This window comes from Hypericibacter terrae, assembly GCF_008728855.1.
GTDB classification, from domain to species: Bacteria; Pseudomonadota; Alphaproteobacteria; order Dongiales; family Dongiaceae; genus Hypericibacter; species Hypericibacter terrae.
Genome location: NZ_CP042906.1, coordinates 2,877,391 through 2,896,428 on the forward strand (window position 1 = coordinate 2,877,391; position 19,038 = coordinate 2,896,428).

General features: G+C 66.0%; 13 protein-coding genes. 2 read left to right on the forward strand and 11 right to left on the reverse strand.

Features of this window, described 5'->3' with window-relative positions; genetic code table 11:
• Nucleotides 1-97 precede the first annotated feature (97 nt).
• The 4 genes from coaD to ssb form a co-directional block, all read right to left on the reverse strand.
• Nucleotides 98-670 carry a pantetheine-phosphate adenylyltransferase gene (coaD, locus tag FRZ44_RS13130; RefSeq protein WP_151177620.1) on the reverse strand — a complete coding sequence of 191 codons (573 nt, stop codon included), beginning with the start codon at nucleotides 668-670 and terminating at the stop codon, nucleotides 98-100.
• A 42-nt stretch (nucleotides 671-712) separates the two neighbouring features.
• Complete coding sequence (gene gyrA, locus FRZ44_RS13135) at nucleotides 713-3,487, reverse strand: DNA gyrase subunit A (RefSeq protein WP_151180278.1); 2,775 nt, start codon at nucleotides 3,485-3,487, stop codon at nucleotides 713-715.
• Nucleotides 3,488-3,810: 323 nt separating this feature from the next.
• Entirely contained in the window at nucleotides 3,811-4,935 is a 1,125-nt protein-coding gene (locus FRZ44_RS13140) for an ABC transporter substrate-binding protein (protein ID WP_151177621.1), read from the reverse strand.
• A gap of 90 nt (nucleotides 4,936-5,025) precedes the next feature.
• On the reverse strand, nucleotides 5,026-5,523 hold the full coding sequence (gene ssb, locus FRZ44_RS13145; protein WP_151177622.1) for a single-stranded DNA-binding protein: 498 nt from the start codon (nucleotides 5,521-5,523) through the stop codon (nucleotides 5,026-5,028).
• A gap of 306 nt (nucleotides 5,524-5,829) precedes the next feature.
• On the opposite strand from ssb, the gene uvrA reads away from it, so the two are divergent.
• The gene (gene uvrA / locus FRZ44_RS13150) at nucleotides 5,830-8,742 is read left to right on the forward strand and encodes an excinuclease ABC subunit UvrA (RefSeq protein ID WP_151177623.1); all 2,913 of its coding nucleotides are present in this window, start codon (nucleotides 5,830-5,832) and stop codon (nucleotides 8,740-8,742) included.
• Between the two features lie 12 nt (nucleotides 8,743-8,754).
• Here the strand turns inward: uvrA and FRZ44_RS13155 are convergent, their stop codons facing one another.
• Complete coding sequence (locus FRZ44_RS13155) at nucleotides 8,755-10,527, reverse strand: adenylate/guanylate cyclase domain-containing protein (protein ID WP_151177624.1); 1,773 nt, start codon at nucleotides 10,525-10,527, stop codon at nucleotides 8,755-8,757.
• 125 nt (nucleotides 10,528-10,652) lie between these two features.
• Nucleotides 10,653-11,843 (reverse strand): ATP-binding protein, encoded by a 1,191-nt coding sequence (locus FRZ44_RS13160; protein WP_191908572.1) that lies wholly within the window; start codon nucleotides 11,841-11,843, stop codon nucleotides 10,653-10,655.
• Nucleotides 11,844-12,336: 493 nt separating this feature from the next.
• Here FRZ44_RS13160 and FRZ44_RS13165 point away from each other — a divergent pair, with 493 nt between their 5' ends.
• Nucleotides 12,337-13,155, forward strand: a complete 819-nt coding sequence (locus tag FRZ44_RS13165; protein WP_191908573.1) for a methyltransferase domain-containing protein — start codon at nucleotides 12,337-12,339, stop codon at nucleotides 13,153-13,155.
• Here the strand turns inward: FRZ44_RS13165 and FRZ44_RS13170 are convergent.
• From FRZ44_RS13170 to FRZ44_RS13190, 5 genes are read right to left on the reverse strand one after another with little or no spacing between them, the layout of a single operon-like run.
• Entirely contained in the window at nucleotides 13,133-13,981 is an 849-nt protein-coding gene (locus tag FRZ44_RS13170; RefSeq protein ID WP_151177627.1) for an XdhC family protein, read from the reverse strand. The two genes, FRZ44_RS13165 and FRZ44_RS13170, sit on opposite strands and share 23 nt — an antisense overlap.
• Before the next feature lie 3 nt (nucleotides 13,982-13,984).
• A complete protein-coding gene (locus FRZ44_RS13175) occupies nucleotides 13,985-15,154 on the reverse strand; it encodes a vWA domain-containing protein (protein WP_225308673.1) in 1,170 nt (389 codons plus the stop codon).
• 16 nt (nucleotides 15,155-15,170) lie between these two features.
• Nucleotides 15,171-16,052, reverse strand: coding sequence for an AAA family ATPase (locus FRZ44_RS13180; RefSeq protein ID WP_151177629.1), 882 nt, complete (start codon nucleotides 16,050-16,052; stop codon nucleotides 15,171-15,173).
• Nucleotides 16,053-16,104: 52 nt separating this feature from the next.
• Complete coding sequence (locus FRZ44_RS13185) at nucleotides 16,105-18,525, reverse strand: aerobic carbon-monoxide dehydrogenase large subunit (RefSeq protein WP_151177630.1); 2,421 nt, start codon at nucleotides 18,523-18,525, stop codon at nucleotides 16,105-16,107.
• Nucleotides 18,522-19,022: a (2Fe-2S)-binding protein gene (locus FRZ44_RS13190; protein WP_151177631.1), complete on the reverse strand. Its 501-nt coding sequence runs from the start codon at nucleotides 19,020-19,022 to the stop codon at nucleotides 18,522-18,524. The genes FRZ44_RS13185 and FRZ44_RS13190 overlap by 4 nt, the downstream gene beginning before the upstream one ends.
• Between the last annotated feature and the right edge of the window lie 16 nt (nucleotides 19,023-19,038).

Below are 19,038 nucleotides of genomic sequence, written 5' to 3' on the forward strand. Positions count from 1 at the left end.
TGCGGCGGCGCCATGTAGCGCAAGGCGAACCGGGATTGCAAGGGTGCCGTTCGACGCCCTTGGGCCCGCCCCGACGAACCCGCGCCGAGGCGCGGGATTACTTGGGTTTTCGAGCTTTTTTGGGGGCCGCGGCCGCGCCGACCTTGCCCTTTTTCTTCTTGCCGTTGCCGAAGCCCAGTTCCTTCTCGAGGTAATCGGCCACGCGCGGGCTCACGAAATGGCGGATATCGCCGCCGAAGCGCCCGATCTCCTTGACGAAGCGCGAGGAGATGAACTGGTGCCGGTCCGAGGCCATCAGGAACACGGTCTCGATGTCGGGGTTGAGGCGGGCGTTCATGCCCGCCATCTGGAACTCGTACTCGAAATCCGACACGGCGCGCAGACCGCGGATGATCGAGCCCGCCCCCACCTGTTCGGCGAACTCCATCAGCAGGCAGTCGAAGGGCACCACCTCGACATGGGGCGGCACGCCGCTGTCCGCGGCCTTGAGCTCGGCCTTCACCAGCCGGACCCGGTCCGCCAGCGACAGCAGCGGTCCCTTGCCGGCATTGACCGAGACGCCGATCACCAGCCTGTCGCACAGCCGCGCCGCGCGCCGGATGATGTCGAGATGGCCATTGGTGATCGGGTCGAACGTGCCCGGATAGACTGCAACCCTCGTCATGGGCATCGCCCGCTCTCCCCTGTGCGGCCCGTCGTTTTGAGCCGGCCGCTATTCCTCGACCGCCGGACCGGTTTCCCCGGCCTCGGCATCCCCCGTCCCGTCGCTTCCCGACGCCGGCTCGTCCGCCCCATTGGCACCGGCAACCTCGGCGCCGCCCTCCGGCGTCTCGCCCAGCTCCCCCAGCCGCGTGACCGAGACGACCCGCTCGCCCTCGACCACCTTGAACACGATCACACCCTGGGTGTTGCGCCCAGCGATGCGGATATCCGCCACCGGGCACCGGATCAGCTGGCCGCGGTCGGTCACCAGCATGATCTGGTCGCCATGGCCCACCGGGAAGGTGGCCGCCACCGGCCCGTTGCGGTCGTTGGTGGCGATATTGACGATGCCCTTACCGCCCCGGCCGGTGATCCGGTACTCGTAGGCCGAGCTGCGCTTGCCATAGCCCTTCTCGGTGATGGTGAGGATGAACTCCTCGGCCGCTTCCATCTCCTGCAAGCGCTCGGACGAAAGCTCGATCGCCTCGGTCGCCCCCGGTGCCGCGTCCGCGTCTTCGGGCAGCGCCGGCTCCGGAGCGCCCGTGTCGGGCTCCTCGCCCGGCTGGCGTCGGCGCGCATTGGACCAGCGCAGGTAGGCGTCGCGTTCGGCGGTGTCGGCCTCGACATGCCCCAGGATCGACATCGAGACGACGCGGTCGCCCTCGCCCAGCGAGATGCCGCGCACGCCTGTCGAGGTCCGGCTGGAAAAGACGCGCACATCGGCGACGGCGAAGCGGATCGAGCGTCCGCCGCGCGCCGCCAGCAGCACATCGTCCGTCTCGGCGCAGGTCTGAACGCCGATCAGCTGCTCGCCCTTCTCCTCGAGCTTCATGGCGATCTTGCCGTTGGCCATGACGCTGGTGAAATCGGACAGGCGGTTGCGCCGGATATTCCCGCTGGAGGTGGCGAACATGACGAACATGTCGCTCCAGCGCGTCTCGTCCTCGGGCAGCGGCATGACCGTCGAGATGGTCTCGCCTTCCTCGAGCGGCAGCAGATTGACCAGGGCCCGGCCGCGCGCCTGGGGCGTGCCCAGCGGCAGCTTATAGACCTTGGTCTTGTAGACCATGCCGCGCGTCGAGAAGAGCAGCATCGGCGTGTGGGTGTCGGCGACGAAGAGCTGGGTGACGAAATCCTCGTCGCGCGTCGCCATGGCCGCGCGCCCCTTGCCGCCGCGCCTTTGCGCGCGGAAGGCCGAGAGCGGCACCCGCTTGATGTAGCCGCCATGGGTGACGGTGACGACCATGTCCTCGCGCTGGATCAGGTCCTCGACATCCTGCTCGAACTCGAGCTCCTCCAGCGTGGTGCGCCGGGGCGTGGCGAACTGCTCTTTGATCTCCAGGAGCTCGGTGCGCAGGATGGTCAAGCGCCGGGCCCGCGATTCCAGGATGTCGAGCAGGTCGACGATGGCGGTGGCGATCTGCTGGATCTCCTCGGCGATCTTGTCGCGCTCGAGGCCGGTCAGGCGCTGCAGCCGCAATTCGAGGATAGCCTTGGCCTGCTCTTCCGAGAGGCGGTAGGTCCCGTCCTCGGCCACGACCCGCCCCGGCTCGTCGATCAGCTTGATCAGCGGCGCCACGTCATGGGCGGGCCAGGCGCGGGCCATCAGGCCCTCGCGCGCGGCGTTCGGGTCGGGCGCCTTGCGGATCAGGTCGATGACCGCGTCGATATTGGCGACCGCGATCGCGAGCCCGACCAGGATATGGGCGCGCTCGCGGGTCTTGCGCAGATCGAACACCGCCCGCTTGGTGATCACTTCCTCGCGGAAGGTCACGAACGCGGCGATGATCTGCTTCAGATTCATCAACTCGGGACGGCCGCCATTGATGGCCAGCATGTTCACGCCGAAGCTGGTCTGCAGCGGGGTGTGGCGATAGAGCTGGTTCAGCACCACCTCCGCCATGGCGTCGCGCTTGAGCTCGATCACCACGCGCACGCCGTCGCGATCGCTCTCGTCGCGCAGATCCGAGATGCCCTCGATGATCTTCTCGCGGACGCATTCGGCGATGCGCTCGAGCAGGCGCGATTTGTTGACCTGATAGGGGATCTCGTTGACCACGATCGCTTCGCGGTCCTTGCGGATCTCCTCGATATGGCTGCGCGCGCGGATCGGGATCGAGCCGCGACCCAGATGGAAGGCCTCGCGAATGCCGGACTTGCCGAGGATGACGCCGCCGGTCGGGAAATCCGGGCCCGGAATGAGCTGGATCAGGTCCTCGATCGCGATCGCCGGATTGTCGATATAGGCGATACAGCCATCCACCACCTCGCCCAGATTATGCGGCGGGATGTTGGTGGCCATGCCGACGGCGATGCCGCCGGCGCCATTGATCAGAAGGTTGGGAAACCGGGCCGGAAGGACCGAGGGCTCCAGCTCCGCGCCGTCATAGTTGGGCTGGAACGGGACCGTCTCCTTGTCGATGTCGTCGAGCAGGGCCGAGGCCGAGCGCGCCAGGCGCGCCTCGGTATATCGCATGGCCGCCGGCGGATCGCCGTCCATCGAGCCGAAATTGCCCTGAGAGTCGATGAGCATGAGGCGCATGGAAAAGTCCTGCGCCATGCGCACCATCGCGTCATAGATCGCCGCGTCGCCATGGGGATGATATTTACCCATGACCTCGCCGACGATGCGCGCGGACTTGCGGAAAGGCCGGTTGTAGTCGTAACCGCCCTCCTTCATCGCATAGAGGATTCGCCGATGAACCGGCTTCAGGCCGTCGCGAACATCGGGCAGCGCGCGGCTGACGATGACGCTCATGGCGTATTCGAGATAGGAGCGTTTCATCTCCTCTTCGATCGTCACGGGCGTGATGTCGAGCGGCTCGGTACCGGGCGCTTGGGTCAACGGATTTTTGCCTGAAAAATCAATGTGTTAGTGAACGGGTCTGGGGCCCGAGTCCGGGCCTCATTTTGTAGCAGATTTTGCAGTTGCGAACAATGCCGGGAACCGCATGAAAAGGCCCGCGAAACGGGCCTTTCCGGCGCCGTTTCGCGGGCTTGTCGTCTAGTCTCCTGGACCCCGACAGAGGGCGTCTCGGAGCGGCATGGACCCCGGCTCGCGCTACGCTTGGCCGGAGTGACCTCGAAAACGCTCTCGCGTTTTTGAGGTCAGTTCACGCCGGCTTTGATGTCGTTGACGAGGGCGATGTATTTCGACCGGTAGGGCTCGTCCGCTTCGTCGGAGACGTCAGCCTTGGCGAACTTCTCCTCGGGATTGTCGAAGCCCAGGGCTTCGAGCACCTTCGGATCCGTCATCTCGTAGGCCTTGCGGTTCGAATGGCCGTAGCCCGTGCTGATCTGGAACACGCCCGATTCCGGCGAGATCATGGAATCGATGAAGTCATAGGCGACCTGCTCGTCGGCGGTCGACCCGGTCATGCGCACGAGGCCGCAGACCCAGGTCAGGATGCCTTCCTTCGGCACCATATACTCGACCGGCAGGCCCTGATCCTTCAGCACCTTGACCGAGCCGTTCCAGGCATAGGCCGCGACCAGCTCGCCCGAGGCCAGCGCCTGCTCGATCTGGGTCACGTCGTCCCAGTAGAAGCGCAGCACCTCGCGCTGCTTCTTCAGCAGCGGCTTCACCTTCTCGAGCTCCTCGTCGGAGAGCGAATTGAAGTTCTTCATGCCGAGCACGCGCGCCGCGATCTCGATCAGCGTGGTATCGGTGTTGTACATGGCCAGCCGGCCCTTGTACTTCTCGTTGAAGAGCAGACTCCAGGACGGATCCTTCACGTCCTCGGGATCGACCAGGTCGGTGCGATAGAGGATCGAGGAATTGCCGCAGTCGAACGGCACGAACCAGGTCTTCCCGTCCACCTGGGTCTGCGGGATCTCCTTGAACTTCGGCCAGATGTCCGGGTAGTTCGAGAGCCGGCCGGTGTCGATCGGCTGCAGCACCTTCGCCTCGCGCCAACGCTTCACGTTGTAGCTGCAGGGATGGGCGATATCGACCTGGTAGCCGCTGACGATCTTCTGCAGCGCCTCCTCTTCGCTCGCGAAGAGCGGGAAATCGGGGCTGCCGCCGTATTTCTTGATGTAGGACTGGTGCAGGTCGGGCACGTCATAGCCGGCCCATTCATAGACCACCAGCTTGGGCGGGGCCGCCTTGGCCGCCGCCGGCATCAGGGTCATCGCCGCCACGCCGAGGCCCATCTTGGCCAGACCCGACTGGATCTCGCGCCGGCTCAATTCACGCTTCAGCAAACGTTCCGCAAACTTCTTTCCGTCCATGGTCTTCAGTCGCCTCCCTTGTTTCCCCTGTTCAGTCTTTGCGGCTCTTCATGACCGCCTCCCGCCACCCGGCGGGATGATTCCGTCCCCTTAAAACGGAATATCGTCGTCCAGATCGCCGCCGCCGGCCGGTGCCCGGCTGCCCGAGGAACGGCCACCCCCGCCCCCGCCGCCGCTATAGCCGCCGCTGCTGCCCATTTCGTCGCCGTCGGACGGCGAATCCCCGCCGCCGCCAGCCCGGCCGTCGAGCATCGTCAACTCGCCGCGGAAGCGCTGCAGCACGACCTCGGTCGTGTATTTCTCCTGGCCGCTCTGATCGGTCCATTTCCGGGTCTGGAGCGCGCCCTCGACATAGATCTTGGAGCCTTTGCGCAGGTATTTCTCGGCGATCTCGACCAGCTTCTCGTTGAAGATGGCGACGCGATGCCACTCGGTGCGCTCCTTGCGCTCCCCCGAAGCCTTGTCGCGCCAGCTCTCCGAGGTTGCGACCGAGAGGTTCGCCACGCGTGTACCGTCCTGGGTGGAGCGAATTTCCGGATCCCGGCCAAGATTGCCGACCAGGATTACTTTGTTGACCGATCCCGCCATCCGAATGCGTCCTTTTTTCCTTGTTTGCCAGTGGGCCGCCGGCTTGGCCGGGCCTGGCCCCGCTCCAAACGACGACTCTACGGCATGGCGGCGCGGCCCGTCATCCCCCCGTTTCCAGGCCCTGTGGATGGCTCACCAAAGGGCCGAAACCGGACAGGGACCGGGTCGCTACGGGCTTGCCCCCGCGGTGGCGAGGGCCATTGCCGCAGGGCGGGAATGCGAATCGATCAGGGGTCGATTTACCGCCGTCCTGCGCTATATATGATCCGGCTTCTTTCCCCACATAACCGATTCCCGCACCCGACGATGAGCAACCGCACTGGCACCGGGCTGATCTCCATCCGTGGCGCCCGCGAGCATAATCTGAAGAATGTCGATCTCGACCTGCCGCGGGACCAGTTGGTGGTCCTCACCGGCCTGTCGGGTTCCGGCAAGTCGTCGCTCGCCTTCGACACGGTCTATGCCGAGGGCCAGCGGCGTTATGTGGAATCGCTCTCCGCCTATGCGCGCCAGTTCCTGGAACTGATGCAGAAGCCGGATGTGGATTCGATCGACGGGCTCTCGCCCGCGATCTCGATCGAGCAGAAGACCACCTCGCGCAACCCGCGCTCGACCGTCGGCACCGTCACCGAGATCTACGACTATCTGCGCCTGCTCTACGCGCGCGTCGGCGTCCCCTACTCGCCCGCGACCGGCCTGCCGATCGAGAGCCAGACCGTCAGCCAGATGGTCGATCGCATCATGGCGCAGCCCGAGGGCACCCGGCTCTACCTGCTGGCGCCGATGGTCCGGGGCCGCAAGGGCGAATACAAGAAGGAGATCCAGGATCTCCAGAAGCGCGGTTTTCAGCGCGTCAAGGTGGACGGCAAGCTCTACGAGATCGCCGAGGTGCCGGCGCTAAACAAGAAGCTGAAGCATGATATCGAGGTGGTGGTGGACCGTATCGTCGTGCGCGACGGCATCCAGACCCGCCTCGCCGACAGTCTGGAGACGGCGCTGGCCATCGCCGACGGGCTGGTCTTCGCCGAGTTCGCCGACGCCAAGCCGGTCAAGAAGGGCGAGACGCCCGAGCGGCTGACCTTCTCCGCCCGCTTCGCCTGCCCGGTCTCGGGCTTCACCATCGACGAGATCGAGCCGCGGCTGTTCTCGTTCAACAATCCTTTTGGCGCCTGCCCGGCCTGCGACGGGCTCGGGACCACGCTTTATTTCGACCCGGAGCTGGTGGTGCCCGACGAGAGCCTGACCTTGCGCGAGGGCGCCATCGCGCCCTGGGCCCACTCGACCTCGCAATATTACGCCCAGACCCTCGACAGCCTCGCCCGGCATTTCAAGTTCAGCGTCACCACGCCCTGGAAGGACCTGGCGGAGAAGTTCCGCAAGGTCATCCTCTACGGATCGGGCGGCGATGCCGTGATCATGACCTATGACGACGGTGTCAGGTCCTACAAGACCACCAAGCCGTTCGAAGGCGTGATCCCGAACATGGAGCGGCGCTTCCGCGAGACCGACAGCGCCTGGGTGCGCGAGGAGCTGAGCCGGTTCCAGGCCAACAGCCCCTGCGAGACCTGCAAGGGCGACCGTCTCAAGCCTGAAGCCCTGGCGGTCAAGATCGCCGGGCTCAACATCTCCGAAGTGACGCGCATGGCGATCGCGCCGGCCGAGGCCTGGTTTCGCAGCCTGCCGGAGAAGCTCTCCGCCAAGCAGCGGGAGATTGCGCAGCGCATCCTCAAGGAGATCAACGAGCGGCTCGGGTTCCTGAACTCGGTCGGGCTCGATTATCTCGCCCTCAACCGCAATTCAGGCACGCTGTCCGGCGGCGAGAGCCAGCGCATCCGCCTGGCCTCGCAGATCGGCTCGGGCCTGACCGGCGTGCTCTATGTGCTGGACGAGCCCTCCATCGGGCTGCACCAGCGCGATAATGCCCGCCTCCTCGAAACCCTGAAGCGGCTGCGCGATCTGGGCAATTCGGTGATCGTGGTCGAGCATGACGAGGATGCGATCCGCGCGGCGGACTATCTGGTCGATATGGGCCCCGGCGCCGGCCGGCATGGCGGCGAGATCGTCGCCTTCGGCACCCCCGAGCAGGTGATGAAGAATCCCAACAGCATCACCGCGCAATATCTGACGGGCATGAAGGAAATCCCGATCCCCGCTCATCGCCGCCCCGGCGCCAAGGGCCCCGACGGCAAGAAGCAGGTGATCCGGGTCCGCGGCGCGCGCGCCAACAATCTGCGCAACCTCACGGTCGACATCCCGCTCGGCACCTTCACCTGTGTGACCGGCGTTTCCGGCGGCGGCAAGTCGACCCTGGTGATCGAGACGCTGTTCAACGCCCTGGCGCGCCGGCTCAACGGCGCCCGCACCCATCCGGGCGACCATGACGGGATCGACGGGCTCGAGCATCTGGACAAGGTGGTCGATATCGACCAGTCGCCGATCGGCCGCACGCCGCGCTCGAACCCGGCCACCTATACCGGTGCCTTCACACCGATCCGCGACTGGTTCGCCGGATTGCCGGAAGCGACCGCGCGCGGCTACAAGCCCGGCCGCTTCTCCTTCAACGTCAAGGGCGGACGCTGCGAGGCCTGCGAAGGCGACGGCGTGATCAAGATCGAGATGCATTTCCTGCCCGACGTCTATGTCCAATGCGAGACCTGCAAGGGCAAGCGCTACAACCGCGAGACGCTCGAGATCACCTTCAAGGGCAAGTCGATCGCCGACGTGCTCGACATGACGGTCGATGACGGCGTCGAGTTCTTCAAGGCGGTGCCGTCGATCCGCGAGAAGATGGCGATGCTGCAGCAGGTCGGCCTTGGCTATATCCATATCGGCCAGGCCGCCACGACGCTTTCGGGCGGCGAGGCGCAGCGCGTGAAGCTCGCCAAGGAGCTGGCGCGGCGCGCCACCGGGCGCACCCTCTATATCCTCGACGAGCCCACCACGGGCCTGCATTTCGAGGACGTGCGCAAGCTGATGGAAGTGCTCCATCGGCTGGTCGAGCAGGGCAACACCGTGGTCGTGATCGAGCACAACCTCGAGGTCATCAAGACGGCGGACTGGATCATCGACCTGGGGCCAGAAGGCGGCGACAAGGGGGGGAAGCTGGTGGCGGCCGGGACGCCGGAAGCGGTGGCGCAGGTCAAGGAAAGCTACACCGGCCAGTATCTGAAGCCGCATCTGCGTTCGCGCAGCGCCGCCGCTTCGCGCAAAGCCGGCTGATCCTTTCCCGCCTCACTCGGGAAATCCCGCCAGCCGCAGCCCCTGCTGCAGCCGATCGAGATCGGCGGGATTCGCGAACCTATAGCTGGCCGAGGCCTTGGCGATGGTGATGCCCGGCAGATGGGCGCGGCAGTCGCGCGCCATCTCGCGAGCCATCTCGACATCGCCCAGCAGAGCATGAGAGGCGGCCGCCACGATATAGCCCTCGAAATAGCCGGGCTTCTGGCGGATCGCGCGCTGCGCATTGTCGATCGCGACGCTGTAGCGGCCCGCCGCGAAATGGCCCGCGGCGATATCGCTGTAACGGAAGAAATTGTTCGGATCGCGCGGGCTCGACCGGATCGCCATCTCGGCATAGCCGATGCCTTCGTCCGGATGGCCCGAATAGATCAGCCCCGACCCCAGCAGACCCAGTGCCAACGAGCAATTGGGATTGATGTCGAGCGCGCGCCGGAAGGCCGCGATGGCCTCCTCATGCTGGCCCAGATTGAGGGAAGCGATCCCGAAGGCCGAATGCGCGTCCTCGTCATTGTCGTCGAGCGTGATCGCGTGGCGCGCCAGCTCCTGTGCCCGCATCGCCGCGGCCTGCAGATCATCACCACCCTCCATGAGGGCCTGATGCAGGATCGCGCTGGAGAGGATCCAATAGGGCACCGCGCTGTCCGGATCGCCCTTGAGCGCCTGCCGCGCCAGGGTCTCGGCCTCGGCGAAGGATTCCGGGGTCGCTTCGTAAAGCCGCCGCCAGGCCCGCTTCAGCAGGTCCCAGAGACCCAGATCGGCAATGGCGCGGCGCTCCGCCAACTGGCCTTCCTTGAGCACCACCTGTGTCTTGATGGAGGCGACGACGTTGCGCGTGATCTCGTCCTGCAGGTCGAAGAAATCGGTGAGCGGACGGTCATAGCGTTCGCTCCAGATATGCGCCCGCGTCTCCACCTCGATCAGCTGGCAGGAGATCCGGACCCGATTGCCCGCCTGCCGCACGCTGCCCTCGAGCAGATAGCGGATTCCCAGCTCGCGACCGATCTTCTGCACATCCGGCAGCTTGTCCCGGTAGGTCAGCATCGAGCTGTGAGCGATGACGAAGAGCTGGCTGACCCGGGAGAGCCCGGTGATGATGTCCTCGGTCAGGCCATCGGCAAAATGATCCTGGTCGGGCTCGCCGCTGAGATTGACGAACGGCAGCACCGCCACGGAGGGGTTGTCGGGAAGCGCGTAGCCCTCCTCTTCCTCACCGGGAACGGGCCGGGCCCCGCGGGCGATCTCGACCCGGAAGACCGGCACCCGATGCGCGACATCCCGAAGCTGGCGCAGGCCGAGATCCGCAAACTCGTAGGTCAGGCGGCCGCGGGCCTGCTCATGGACGGCACCGGAGATCAGCAAGGTGCCCGGCTCCGCCAGCCGCTCGAGACGCGCCGCCACCGCCAGGCATTCGCCGAAGAGGTCGTCGCCCTCGGCCATGACCTCGCCGAGATCGATGCCCATGCGATAATCCATGCGGCGATCCCGCGGCAGGTCGGCGTTGCGCGCCGCCGCGCCGCTCTGGATTGCGATCGCGCAGCGCACCGACACGACAGCGCTGGCGAACTCGATCAGCAGCCCGTCACCCATGGTCCGGACCAGCCGTCCCTGATGCAGCGCGATCGCCGGTTCGATCACATGCTTGTGAAGTGCCTGCAGCCGGCGATGCGTTCCTTCCTCGTCGGCGCGGATCAGCCGCGCGTAGCCAGCAATGTCGGCTGCGAGGATGGCGGCCAGCCGCCTGCGCTTCCTTTCCGAGAATGTCATCCCAGTCTGACCCAATTCCCATCGGGGGGCGCACACCGTAGCCCGGCGCGCGCGTCAGGAAAACAGGCAGTGGATGTCATGGCAGCCCTGCGGCAGCGGCGGGGCTGAAGGGCGGGAGCGGTTTCCTATTCCGCTGCCGGCAATGCCGATTGCGGGTCGGCGGACCGGCCCTCGACCCGCTGCGGCGGAAAACAGAGCCCCACCCGGGTGCCCTGCCCCAGGGCACTCTGCATCTCGAGCCGGCCGCCATGGAGCTCGATCAGCGACTTCACCAGCGGCAGGCCGAGACCGGTACCCTGATAGCGACGGTCGAAATTCACCGAGACCTGGCCGAACGGCGTCAACGCGATCTTCTGATGCTCGTCCGACATGCCGATCCCGGTGTCGGTGACCTCGACGCGAAGCTCGCCATCGGTGGCGACGCTCGACCGCACCTCGATGCAACCGCCGGCCTCAGTGAACTTGATCGCGTTGGAGAGCAGGTTGAGCAGCATCTGCCGGAAGGACCGCTCATCGGCCTTCAGGCGAAGATCATTGTCGGCCTCGCGGTGGGCGACGATCGACACGCCGTTGCGCGACGCCGTCTCGCCCAGGATCCGGACCGCGCTGTCGATGGTATCGCCGACGCGCAGACGGTTCTCGCGCAGCTCGTAGCGCCCGGCTTCGATCTTCGCCATGTCGAGCAGATCGTTGACCATGCCCAGGAGATGGTTACCGCTGGTCAGGATGTCTTCGGCATAGCTCTTGTAGCGCTCCGGCAACGGGCCCATCACCTCGTCCTGCATGCATTCGGCGAAGCCGATGATCGCATTGAGCGGCGTGCGCAGTTCGTGGCTCATATTGGCGAGGAAACCGGATTTGGTGCGATTGGCGGAATCGGCCGCCTCGTAGGCCTGCTCCAGTTCCAGCGAGCGCTGCTCGCTGCGCACCAGAGAGGCCTGCAGCAAGGAGAGCGCCGTGCCGAGCGCCAGATAGCGGCCTTCGCCCGTGATGATGAAGCCCCGCAGCAGCGCGCTGGGACGGTCGGAGGCGATCAGATGGCCGAGCGCCTCGACCGCAATGCCGCGCTCCACCACCAGCGGCTCCGGATCCATGAGGGTCGCGATCGGTTTCTTCTCATAGAGCGCGCGGCCATAGGCATGGGCCAGGCGATGCTCGAACTCGGCGCGATAGACCAGCCCGACGGGCCGCTCCTCCTCGACCACCGGAACGGCGATCAGGTCCACGTCGGCAGAGAATCGGTCATAGACATCCGCGCATCGAGTCGACGGCGCGACCGGCTGCACTCTCAAGGCGAACCGATCGATGCTGGCCACCGTCCGCTCCCCGACGTCCCTGCTGTCCGTCAGACCCATGTGAAACCCGCGCTGAATGCCGATCTTTTTCGCCGCCCGCCCAAGGGCATAGGGGCGTTGTTGGCCGGAACTGTGCCTCGAAGCCAGTTTAAGGACAGATGAAAAGCCCCTGATTTCACAAAAGCTTCACGCGAAACCGGACCCGACCCCGATCAAAGGTTGAAGGACGCGGCCTGGCGATAGGCCAAAGGGACTAGAGGGCCGCGCCCGCCGTGCCAGGGAGCGTCAGCCCCTGGGTGACAGTTCCTTCATGCCCTTCCCCTCGGGAGCAGCCCGGTCGTCCCTGGACTGCCGCGGCGCATAAGCATTGAAGGCGTCTAGGATTTCTTTCAATGTCATGAGCGTCGGACAGCTTTTCCCGTGGCGACCATCCGTCATGGGATCTCTCAACGAGGGGGTCACAACGCAGCCTTGGCCGATCCATGCAAGCTCCTCCCGGCCCCGAGGGGATGACATGAACGACGAGCAGAGCGGTTACAGCGGCCTGAACCGCTTCGACGAGGTCGACGCGACCGGCGAAGCCGAGAAATTCATCGCGTTCCTCGACCGCGTCGAGGCCCTGCCCGACGTCGTCGCGCGCCGCCAGCGCTCCTATGCCCAGTTGGAGTTGCAACCCGGCACGTTCGTCGCGGAAATCGGCTGCGGCACGGGCACGGCGGCTCGGGAAATGTCGGTCCTGGTTCATCCGGGCGGCCATGTCTATGGCTTCGATATCAGCGGGCAGTTCGTCACGCTCGCCCGCGCCCGGGCTTTCGCCGCCAGCGCGAAAGTGGAGTTCCAGGTTTCCGATGCCACCACTCTCCCGCTGGCCGACGGCTGTATCGACGTCTATCGCGCCGAGCGCGTCTATATGCATCTGAAGCGCCCCGAGACCGCCCTGTCGGAAGCCTTCCGGGTCCTGCGCCCCGGCGGGCGCCTGCTGATCATGGACCAGGACTGGGACAGTCTGCTGTTCGACGGCGATCTCTATGCGACCAGGCTGGTCACGCGGGCCTTCGCCGATTCCATGATGAACGGCATGATCGCGCGCCGGATGCGCGGGCTCATGCTCGAGACCGGCTTCAAGGACGTTGCCGTCGTCGCGGAAGCGATGGCGACCTCGGACGGCCGGGCCTATGGCTGGGTGGCCGATACGGTGGGAAAGGCCGCCATGGGCTCGACGCTGGACCCCAGCATCGTCGAGGCCTGGCAGCAGGACCAGCGGCAGCGGATCGCCGATGACCGCTACTTCGTGTCCTTCACGCACCTGATCACAACCGCCCGGCGACCCTGACCGCGGGCGCGACCGCATGCTGTCCACGCCGGCGCACCTCGACGATCTCCGCCACCACCGACAGTGCGATTTCTTCCGGCCCGATGGCGCCGAGATCGAGGCCGGCCGGCGCCCGCAGGCGATCGAGGCGCGTCGCCTCCAGGCCGTCTTCCTTCAACTGCTCCCGCAACGAGGCGGCCTTGGCGCGGCTGCCGACGAAGGCGACGTAATCGCTGTCGGTCGACAGCGCGGCCTTGAGGGCGGCGAGATCGCCGCGCCCTTGCGTCGCCACCACCAGGTAGCGCGGCCCCTCGACCTTCGCCGGCACGCCATAGCCCTCGATACGGCCGTCGAGATCGCCGAACGCGTCGAGGTCCGCCGGTGGGGCCGCGGCGGTCACGGCGAAGCCGATGCGCCGCGCCAGATCGGCGATCGCCACCGCCACCGGCGAGGCCCCCAGTACCACCACGCTCGCGCGCGGCAGCAGAGGCTCGACGAAGACGTCCATGGTACCGCGGCTCGGGCACATGTTCTTGGCGAAGGCGATACCCTCGCGCACCTCACCCGGCTGAAGCCCCTGCTCGTCCAACAGATCCTTGGGCTGGATGCTGACCAGCCGCGGCTTGCCGTCCGCCAGGGCTTCGCGCGCCGCCGCCAGGACGGCCGCCCGGGCGCAGCCCCCGCCGATCCAGCCACCCGCCACGCGCCCGTCCGGCGTGATGATCGCCTTGGCGCCGGCCTTGGCCGCGGTCAGCGACACCGTGCGCACCACGGTCGCCAGCGCGAAGGGCGTCCCCCGCGCCTTGAACTCGGAGACCAGCTCGAGGATGTCGTCGGCCTTCTTCATGGGTCAGAGCTTCGCCAAATAGGGTTCGAGCGCCGCCAGCGATGCCAGGTTGTGGGCCGGCGCGAACAGATCGACATAGGGCAATGCCGCCTGCATCCCGCCCGCGACCGGCGCATAGTCCTTCCAGCCCATCATCGGGTTGAGCCAGACGATGCGCCGGGCGCGCTTCCGAAGCGCCGCCATCTCCTGCGCCAACGCGCCCGGCTCGCCGGTGTCGTACCCGTCCGACAGGATGATGACGACGCTGCGCGAATTCAGCACCCGTGCCGCATGGAAGCGGTTGAAGCTGGCGAGGCTCTCGCCGATGCGCGTCCCGCCGGACCAGCCCTGCGCCATCAGCGAGAGCCGCTCGACCGCGCGCACCGGGTCGCTCTCGCGCAGGGCTTCGGAGATATGCACCAGCCGGGTGTGGAAGACATAGGCTTCCGCATCCTGCGCCCGCTCCACCAGCCCGCGCATGAAACGCACGAACGCCGTGGAATAGAGGCTCATCGAGCCGGAGACGTCGAGCAGCATGACCAGTCGCAGCGGCTTCTCCTTGCGCCGGCGCCGCACCAGGTCGACCGGCGTGCCGCCATGACCGATGCTGGCCCGGATTGTGCGCCGCATGTCGATGCGCCGGCCGCGGCGATGCCGGCGGTCGCGCCGCGTGAGGCGATCGCGCATCGCGCGCGCCAGCCGCTCGGCCAGCTCCATGGCCTGATCCAAGGCGTCGGGCTCGGCGATGTGGCGCAGATCCGTCTGGCTCAGGCCTTCGGCGCTGCTGGCACCGCGTGACCGGCCTTCGCCTGGCAGGTCAGCGCTCTCGTCCAGCGCATCGCGGTCGGCGACCGCTGTCGTCGAGCCGGCCTTGTCGCCGAAGCCCGGAAAGCCGCTGCGCCGCTCGGCTCGCGCGGCGTCGGGCCTCGCACCGCTAGCCCGCACCGCCGTCTTCATGCCGCGGCCCAGCCAGAAGGCGTCGAAGATCTCGTCGAAGCGCTGCCAATCCTGCTGCCGGCTGCAGAAGAGCGCCTTGAAGGCTTCGCGCAGATAGACCGGGCGCAGCGCCAGCTCCGAGGTCATGACCTTGAGCGCATCCTGCGTCTCGCCCAGCCCGGTCGCGAAACCGTTGGCGCGCAGCGACCGCACGAAGGCGGCGAGCCTCGCCCGCGCCGACGCGCCGATGGGCGTCATGGCCGCGCTCTCCATCTCAGGCCACTCGACCGAGCAACCGGTCGCTGACCTCGCGGGTCAGCCGGCGCTGGTCCTCGTTGGTCTTGAGCAGGCAGATCAGCGTGTCATGGACGGCTTCGGGATCCTGATGCAGATCCTTGATGCCGAGGCCGGCCAAAGCCGCGGCCCAATCGAGGGATTCGGCGACGCCGGGGATCTTGCGCAGATCTTCTTTCCGGATCGCGGCCACCATGCGGGCGATCTGCAGCGCCAGACTCGCATCGATATCGGGCATCCGTGCCAGCAGGATGCGCGCCTCTCGGTCGGGCTCGGGGAAATCGACGAAGTGATAGAGGCAACGCCGGCGCAGGGCGTCCGACAGCTCGCGGGTGCCGTTCGACGTGATCACCACTCGCGGAATGGCTTTGGCCTGGATCGTGCCCAGCTCCGGCACCGTGATCTGGAAGTCGGCCAACAGCTCGAGCAGAAAAGCCTCGAATTCCTCGTCGGCGCGATCGATCTCGTCGATCAGCAGGACGGGCGCCTCCTCCTGGCGGATCGCCTGCAGCAGCGGACGCTCCAGCAGGTAGGGCTCGGAGAAGATATGGGCCTCGACGCGGTCCGGGTCGTCGCCGGCATTCTCGCGCGCCTTGATGGCGAGAAGCTGGCGCTGATAGTTCCATTCATAGAGCGCCGCGTTCTGGTCCAGACCCTCATAGCATTGGAGGCGGATCAGCTTCGCCCGATGCAGGGCGGATAGCGCCTTGGCCACCTCGGTCTTGCCGACGCCGGCGGCACCTTCGAGCAGCAAGGGGCGCTTCAGCAGTTCCATCAGCCAGAGCGCAGTGGCAAGACCGGGGTCGGCGATATAGCCAACCCCGGCCAACCGCTCCGCAATCCCGGAGCGGTCAGCGGTCATCGGGCCTGTCCGACGGTGGGGCCGTTGACGATAGACGAGCTCGATGATCGCCTCACTTGTGCAGCCCCGCCTGCTTCGCCGCCAGCCAGGTCCGCCAGCCGTCATGCGGCATCTGGATATGGCCGATATCGAGATGGCCGAAGGCGTCGTTGACGGCGTTGGAGAAGGCCGGCACGCCGCCGACATTGGGGCTTTCGCCCACGCCCTTGGCGCCGATCGGATGATGCGGCGAGGGCGTGACCGTGAAATCGGTCTCCCACACCGGCGTCTCGACCGCGGTCGGCATGAAGTAGTCCATGAAGGTACCGGTCACGACATTGCCGGTCTCGTCATATTTGATCTCCTGGCCCATCGCGATGCCGAAGGCCTCGGTGAGGCCGCCATGGACCTGGCCTTCGATGATCATCGGATTGATGCGGGTGCCGCAATCGTCCAGTGCATAGAAACGCCGGATCTTGGTGTAACCGGTATCGGCATCGACATCGCAGACGCAGATATAGGCGCCGAAGGGAAAGGTCATGTTTGGCGGGTCGTAGTAATTGACCGCCTCCAGCCCATGCTCCATGCCCGGCGGCACGTTGTTGTAGGCCGCCCAGGCGATCTCCTTCATGCTCTTGGTGCGCTCGGGCAGGCCCTTCACCCGGAAGCCGTCGATATCCCATTCGAGATCGCCCTCGGCGACTTCGAGCAGATGGGCGGCGATCTTCTGGGCCTTGGCCTTGATCTTGCGCGCCGCCACAGCGGTGGCGGCACCCGAGACCGGCGTCGAGCGCGAGCCATAGGTGCCGAGACCGTAGGGCGCGGTATCGGTGTTGCCCTCCTCGATATTGATGCTGTCCGCGGGAATGCCGAGCTCGGTGGCGATGATCTGGCCGTAGGTGGTCTCGTGGCCCTGCCCCTGGCTCTTCGTGCCGAGCCGCGCGATCACGGCCCCGGTCGGATGCACGCGGATCTCGCAGGAATCGAACATGCCGATGCCGAGGATGTCGCAGTTCTTGGTGGGACCCGCGCCGACGATCTCGGTGAAGAAGGCGACGCCGATGCCCATCAGCTCGCGGGTCTCGCCGCGCTTGAAGGCTTCGCGCTTCTGGCGCTGCTCCTCGCGCAGCTTCGAATAGCCCACCGCATCCATCGCCTTGCGCATGGCGACATGATAATTGCCGGAATCATACTCCCATCCCAACGCCGATTTGTAAGGGAACTGCTCGGCACGGATCAGGTTCTTGAGTCGCAGCTCGGCCGGATCCATCTTCAGCTTCTTCGCCAGCACGTCGATCGCGCGCTCGATGCAATAGGCGGCCTCGGTCACGCGGAAGGAGCAGCGATAGGCGACGCCGCCCGGCGCCTTGTTGGTATAGACCCCGTCCACCGACACATAAGCCGCCGGAATATCGTAGGAACCGGTGACGATGTTGAAGAATCCCGCCGGCCATTTGCTGGGATCGGCGCAGGCATCGAAGGCGCCGTGATCGGCCAGCACATGGACCTTGAGGCCGGTGATGCGGCCATCCTTGGTCGCCGCCAGCTCGGTCGTCATGTGATAGTCGCGAGCGAAGGCGGTCGCCGTCAGATTCTCGATCCGGTCCTCGACCCATTTGATCGGCACGCCCAGCACGATCGAGCCGACGATGGAGCAGACATAGCCCGGATAGACGCCAACCTTGTTGCCGAAGCCGCCACCGATATCGGGCGCGATCACATGGATCTTCTGCTCTGTGATTCCGGAGAGCAGGGCCGCGACCGTGCGCACCACATGCGGCGCCTGGAACGTGCCCCAGACCGTGAGCTCGCCGCGCACCTTGTCCATCGAGGCAACGCAGGCGCAGGTCTCGAGCGGACTCGGATGGACGCGCTGATAGGAGATCAGCTCCTTGATCTTCACCTCGGCCGCGTTCAACGCGGCGTCGGTTGCGCCCTGGTCGCCGATCTCCCAGTTGAAGATATGGTTCCAATGCTTGCGCTTGCCATGGGCGCCTTCGGTCTTGCCCTTGAGGTCTTCGCGCAGGACCGGCGCGTTCTGATCCATCGCCTTGAAGGGATCGATGACGACGGGGAGATCCTCATACTCGACCTCGACCAGCTCGACCGCGTCGGCCGCGATATAGCGGTCCTCGGCGATGACGAAGGCGACCTCCTGGTTCTGGAACAGCACCTTGTCGCCGGCGAGCACGGCCTGCACGTCGCCCGCCAGCGTCGGCATCCAGTCGAGCTTGACAGGCTTCAGTTCGTTGGCCGTCAGGACTGCCTTCACGCCCGGCAGCGCCGCCGCCTTGGAGACGTCGATCTTCTTGATGCGGGCATGGGCGTAGGGCGAGCGCACGAAGTCGCCGAACAACATGCCCGGCAGCTTGAGGTCGTCCACATAGTTGCCCTTGCCCTGGATGAAGCGGGCGTCTTCGGTGCGCCGGCGCGAGCAACCCATGCCTTCGAGCCGGGCTTCGCGCTCCGCGCGCGTGGGGGATGTGTCGTTCATTCCGCGGCCTCCTTCGTCACCTGGCCGCCGAGCTTGTCGGCGGCATGGCGGATCGCCTTCACGATGTTCTGGTAGCCGGTGCAGCGGCAGATATTGCCGGAGATGCCCCAGCGGATCTCGTCGTCGGTCGGGTTCGGATTTTCTTGCAGCAGCCGGTGCGCACGCATGATCATTCCCGGCGTGCAGAAGCCGCATTGCAGCCCGTGTTTCTCGCGGAAGGCCTCCTGCAGCGCATGGAGCGTGCCGTCGGGCTTGGCCATCCCCTCGATCGTCGTGACCGAGGCGCCGTCGGCCTGGACCGCGAAGATGGTGCAGGATTTGACCGAGCGCCCGTCGAGATCGACCGTGCAGGCCCCGCAATGGGTGGTCTCGCAACCGATATGGGTTCCGGTCAGGTTCTGCTTCTCGCGCAGGAAATGGACCAGCAGCATGCGCGGCTCGACCAGCGCGTCGATCTCGCGGCCATTGATCGTCATCGTCACTTGGCTTTTCGCCATGATTTTTCTCCCTCCC

Coding starts and splice junctions, on each gene's coding strand:
- coaD (WP_151177620.1), bottom strand. CDS start 670: ATGCCCATGACGAGGGTTGCAGTCTATCCGGGCACGTTCGACCCGATC.
- gyrA (WP_151180278.1), bottom strand. CDS start 3,487: ATGAAACGCTCCTATCTCGAATACGCCATGAGCGTCATCGTCAGCCGC.
- FRZ44_RS13140 (WP_151177621.1), bottom strand. CDS start 4,935: ATGGACGGAAAGAAGTTTGCGGAACGTTTGCTGAAGCGTGAATTGAGC.
- ssb (WP_151177622.1), bottom strand. CDS start 5,523: ATGGCGGGATCGGTCAACAAAGTAATCCTGGTCGGCAATCTTGGCCGG.
- uvrA (WP_151177623.1), top strand. CDS start 5,830: ATGAGCAACCGCACTGGCACCGGGCTGATCTCCATCCGTGGCGCCCGC.
- FRZ44_RS13155 (WP_151177624.1), bottom strand. CDS start 10,527: ATGACATTCTCGGAAAGGAAGCGCAGGCGGCTGGCCGCCATCCTCGCA.
- FRZ44_RS13165 (WP_191908573.1), top strand. CDS start 12,337: ATGAACGACGAGCAGAGCGGTTACAGCGGCCTGAACCGCTTCGACGAG.
- FRZ44_RS13170 (WP_151177627.1), bottom strand. CDS start 13,981: ATGAAGAAGGCCGACGACATCCTCGAGCTGGTCTCCGAGTTCAAGGCG.
- FRZ44_RS13175 (WP_225308673.1), bottom strand. CDS start 15,154: ATGACGCCCATCGGCGCGTCGGCGCGGGCGAGGCTCGCCGCCTTCGTG.
- FRZ44_RS13180 (WP_151177629.1), bottom strand. CDS start 16,052: ATGACCGCTGACCGCTCCGGGATTGCGGAGCGGTTGGCCGGGGTTGGC.
- FRZ44_RS13185 (WP_151177630.1), bottom strand. CDS start 18,525: ATGAACGACACATCCCCCACGCGCGCGGAGCGCGAAGCCCGGCTCGAA.
- FRZ44_RS13190 (WP_151177631.1), bottom strand. CDS start 19,022: ATGGCGAAAAGCCAAGTGACGATGACGATCAATGGCCGCGAGATCGAC.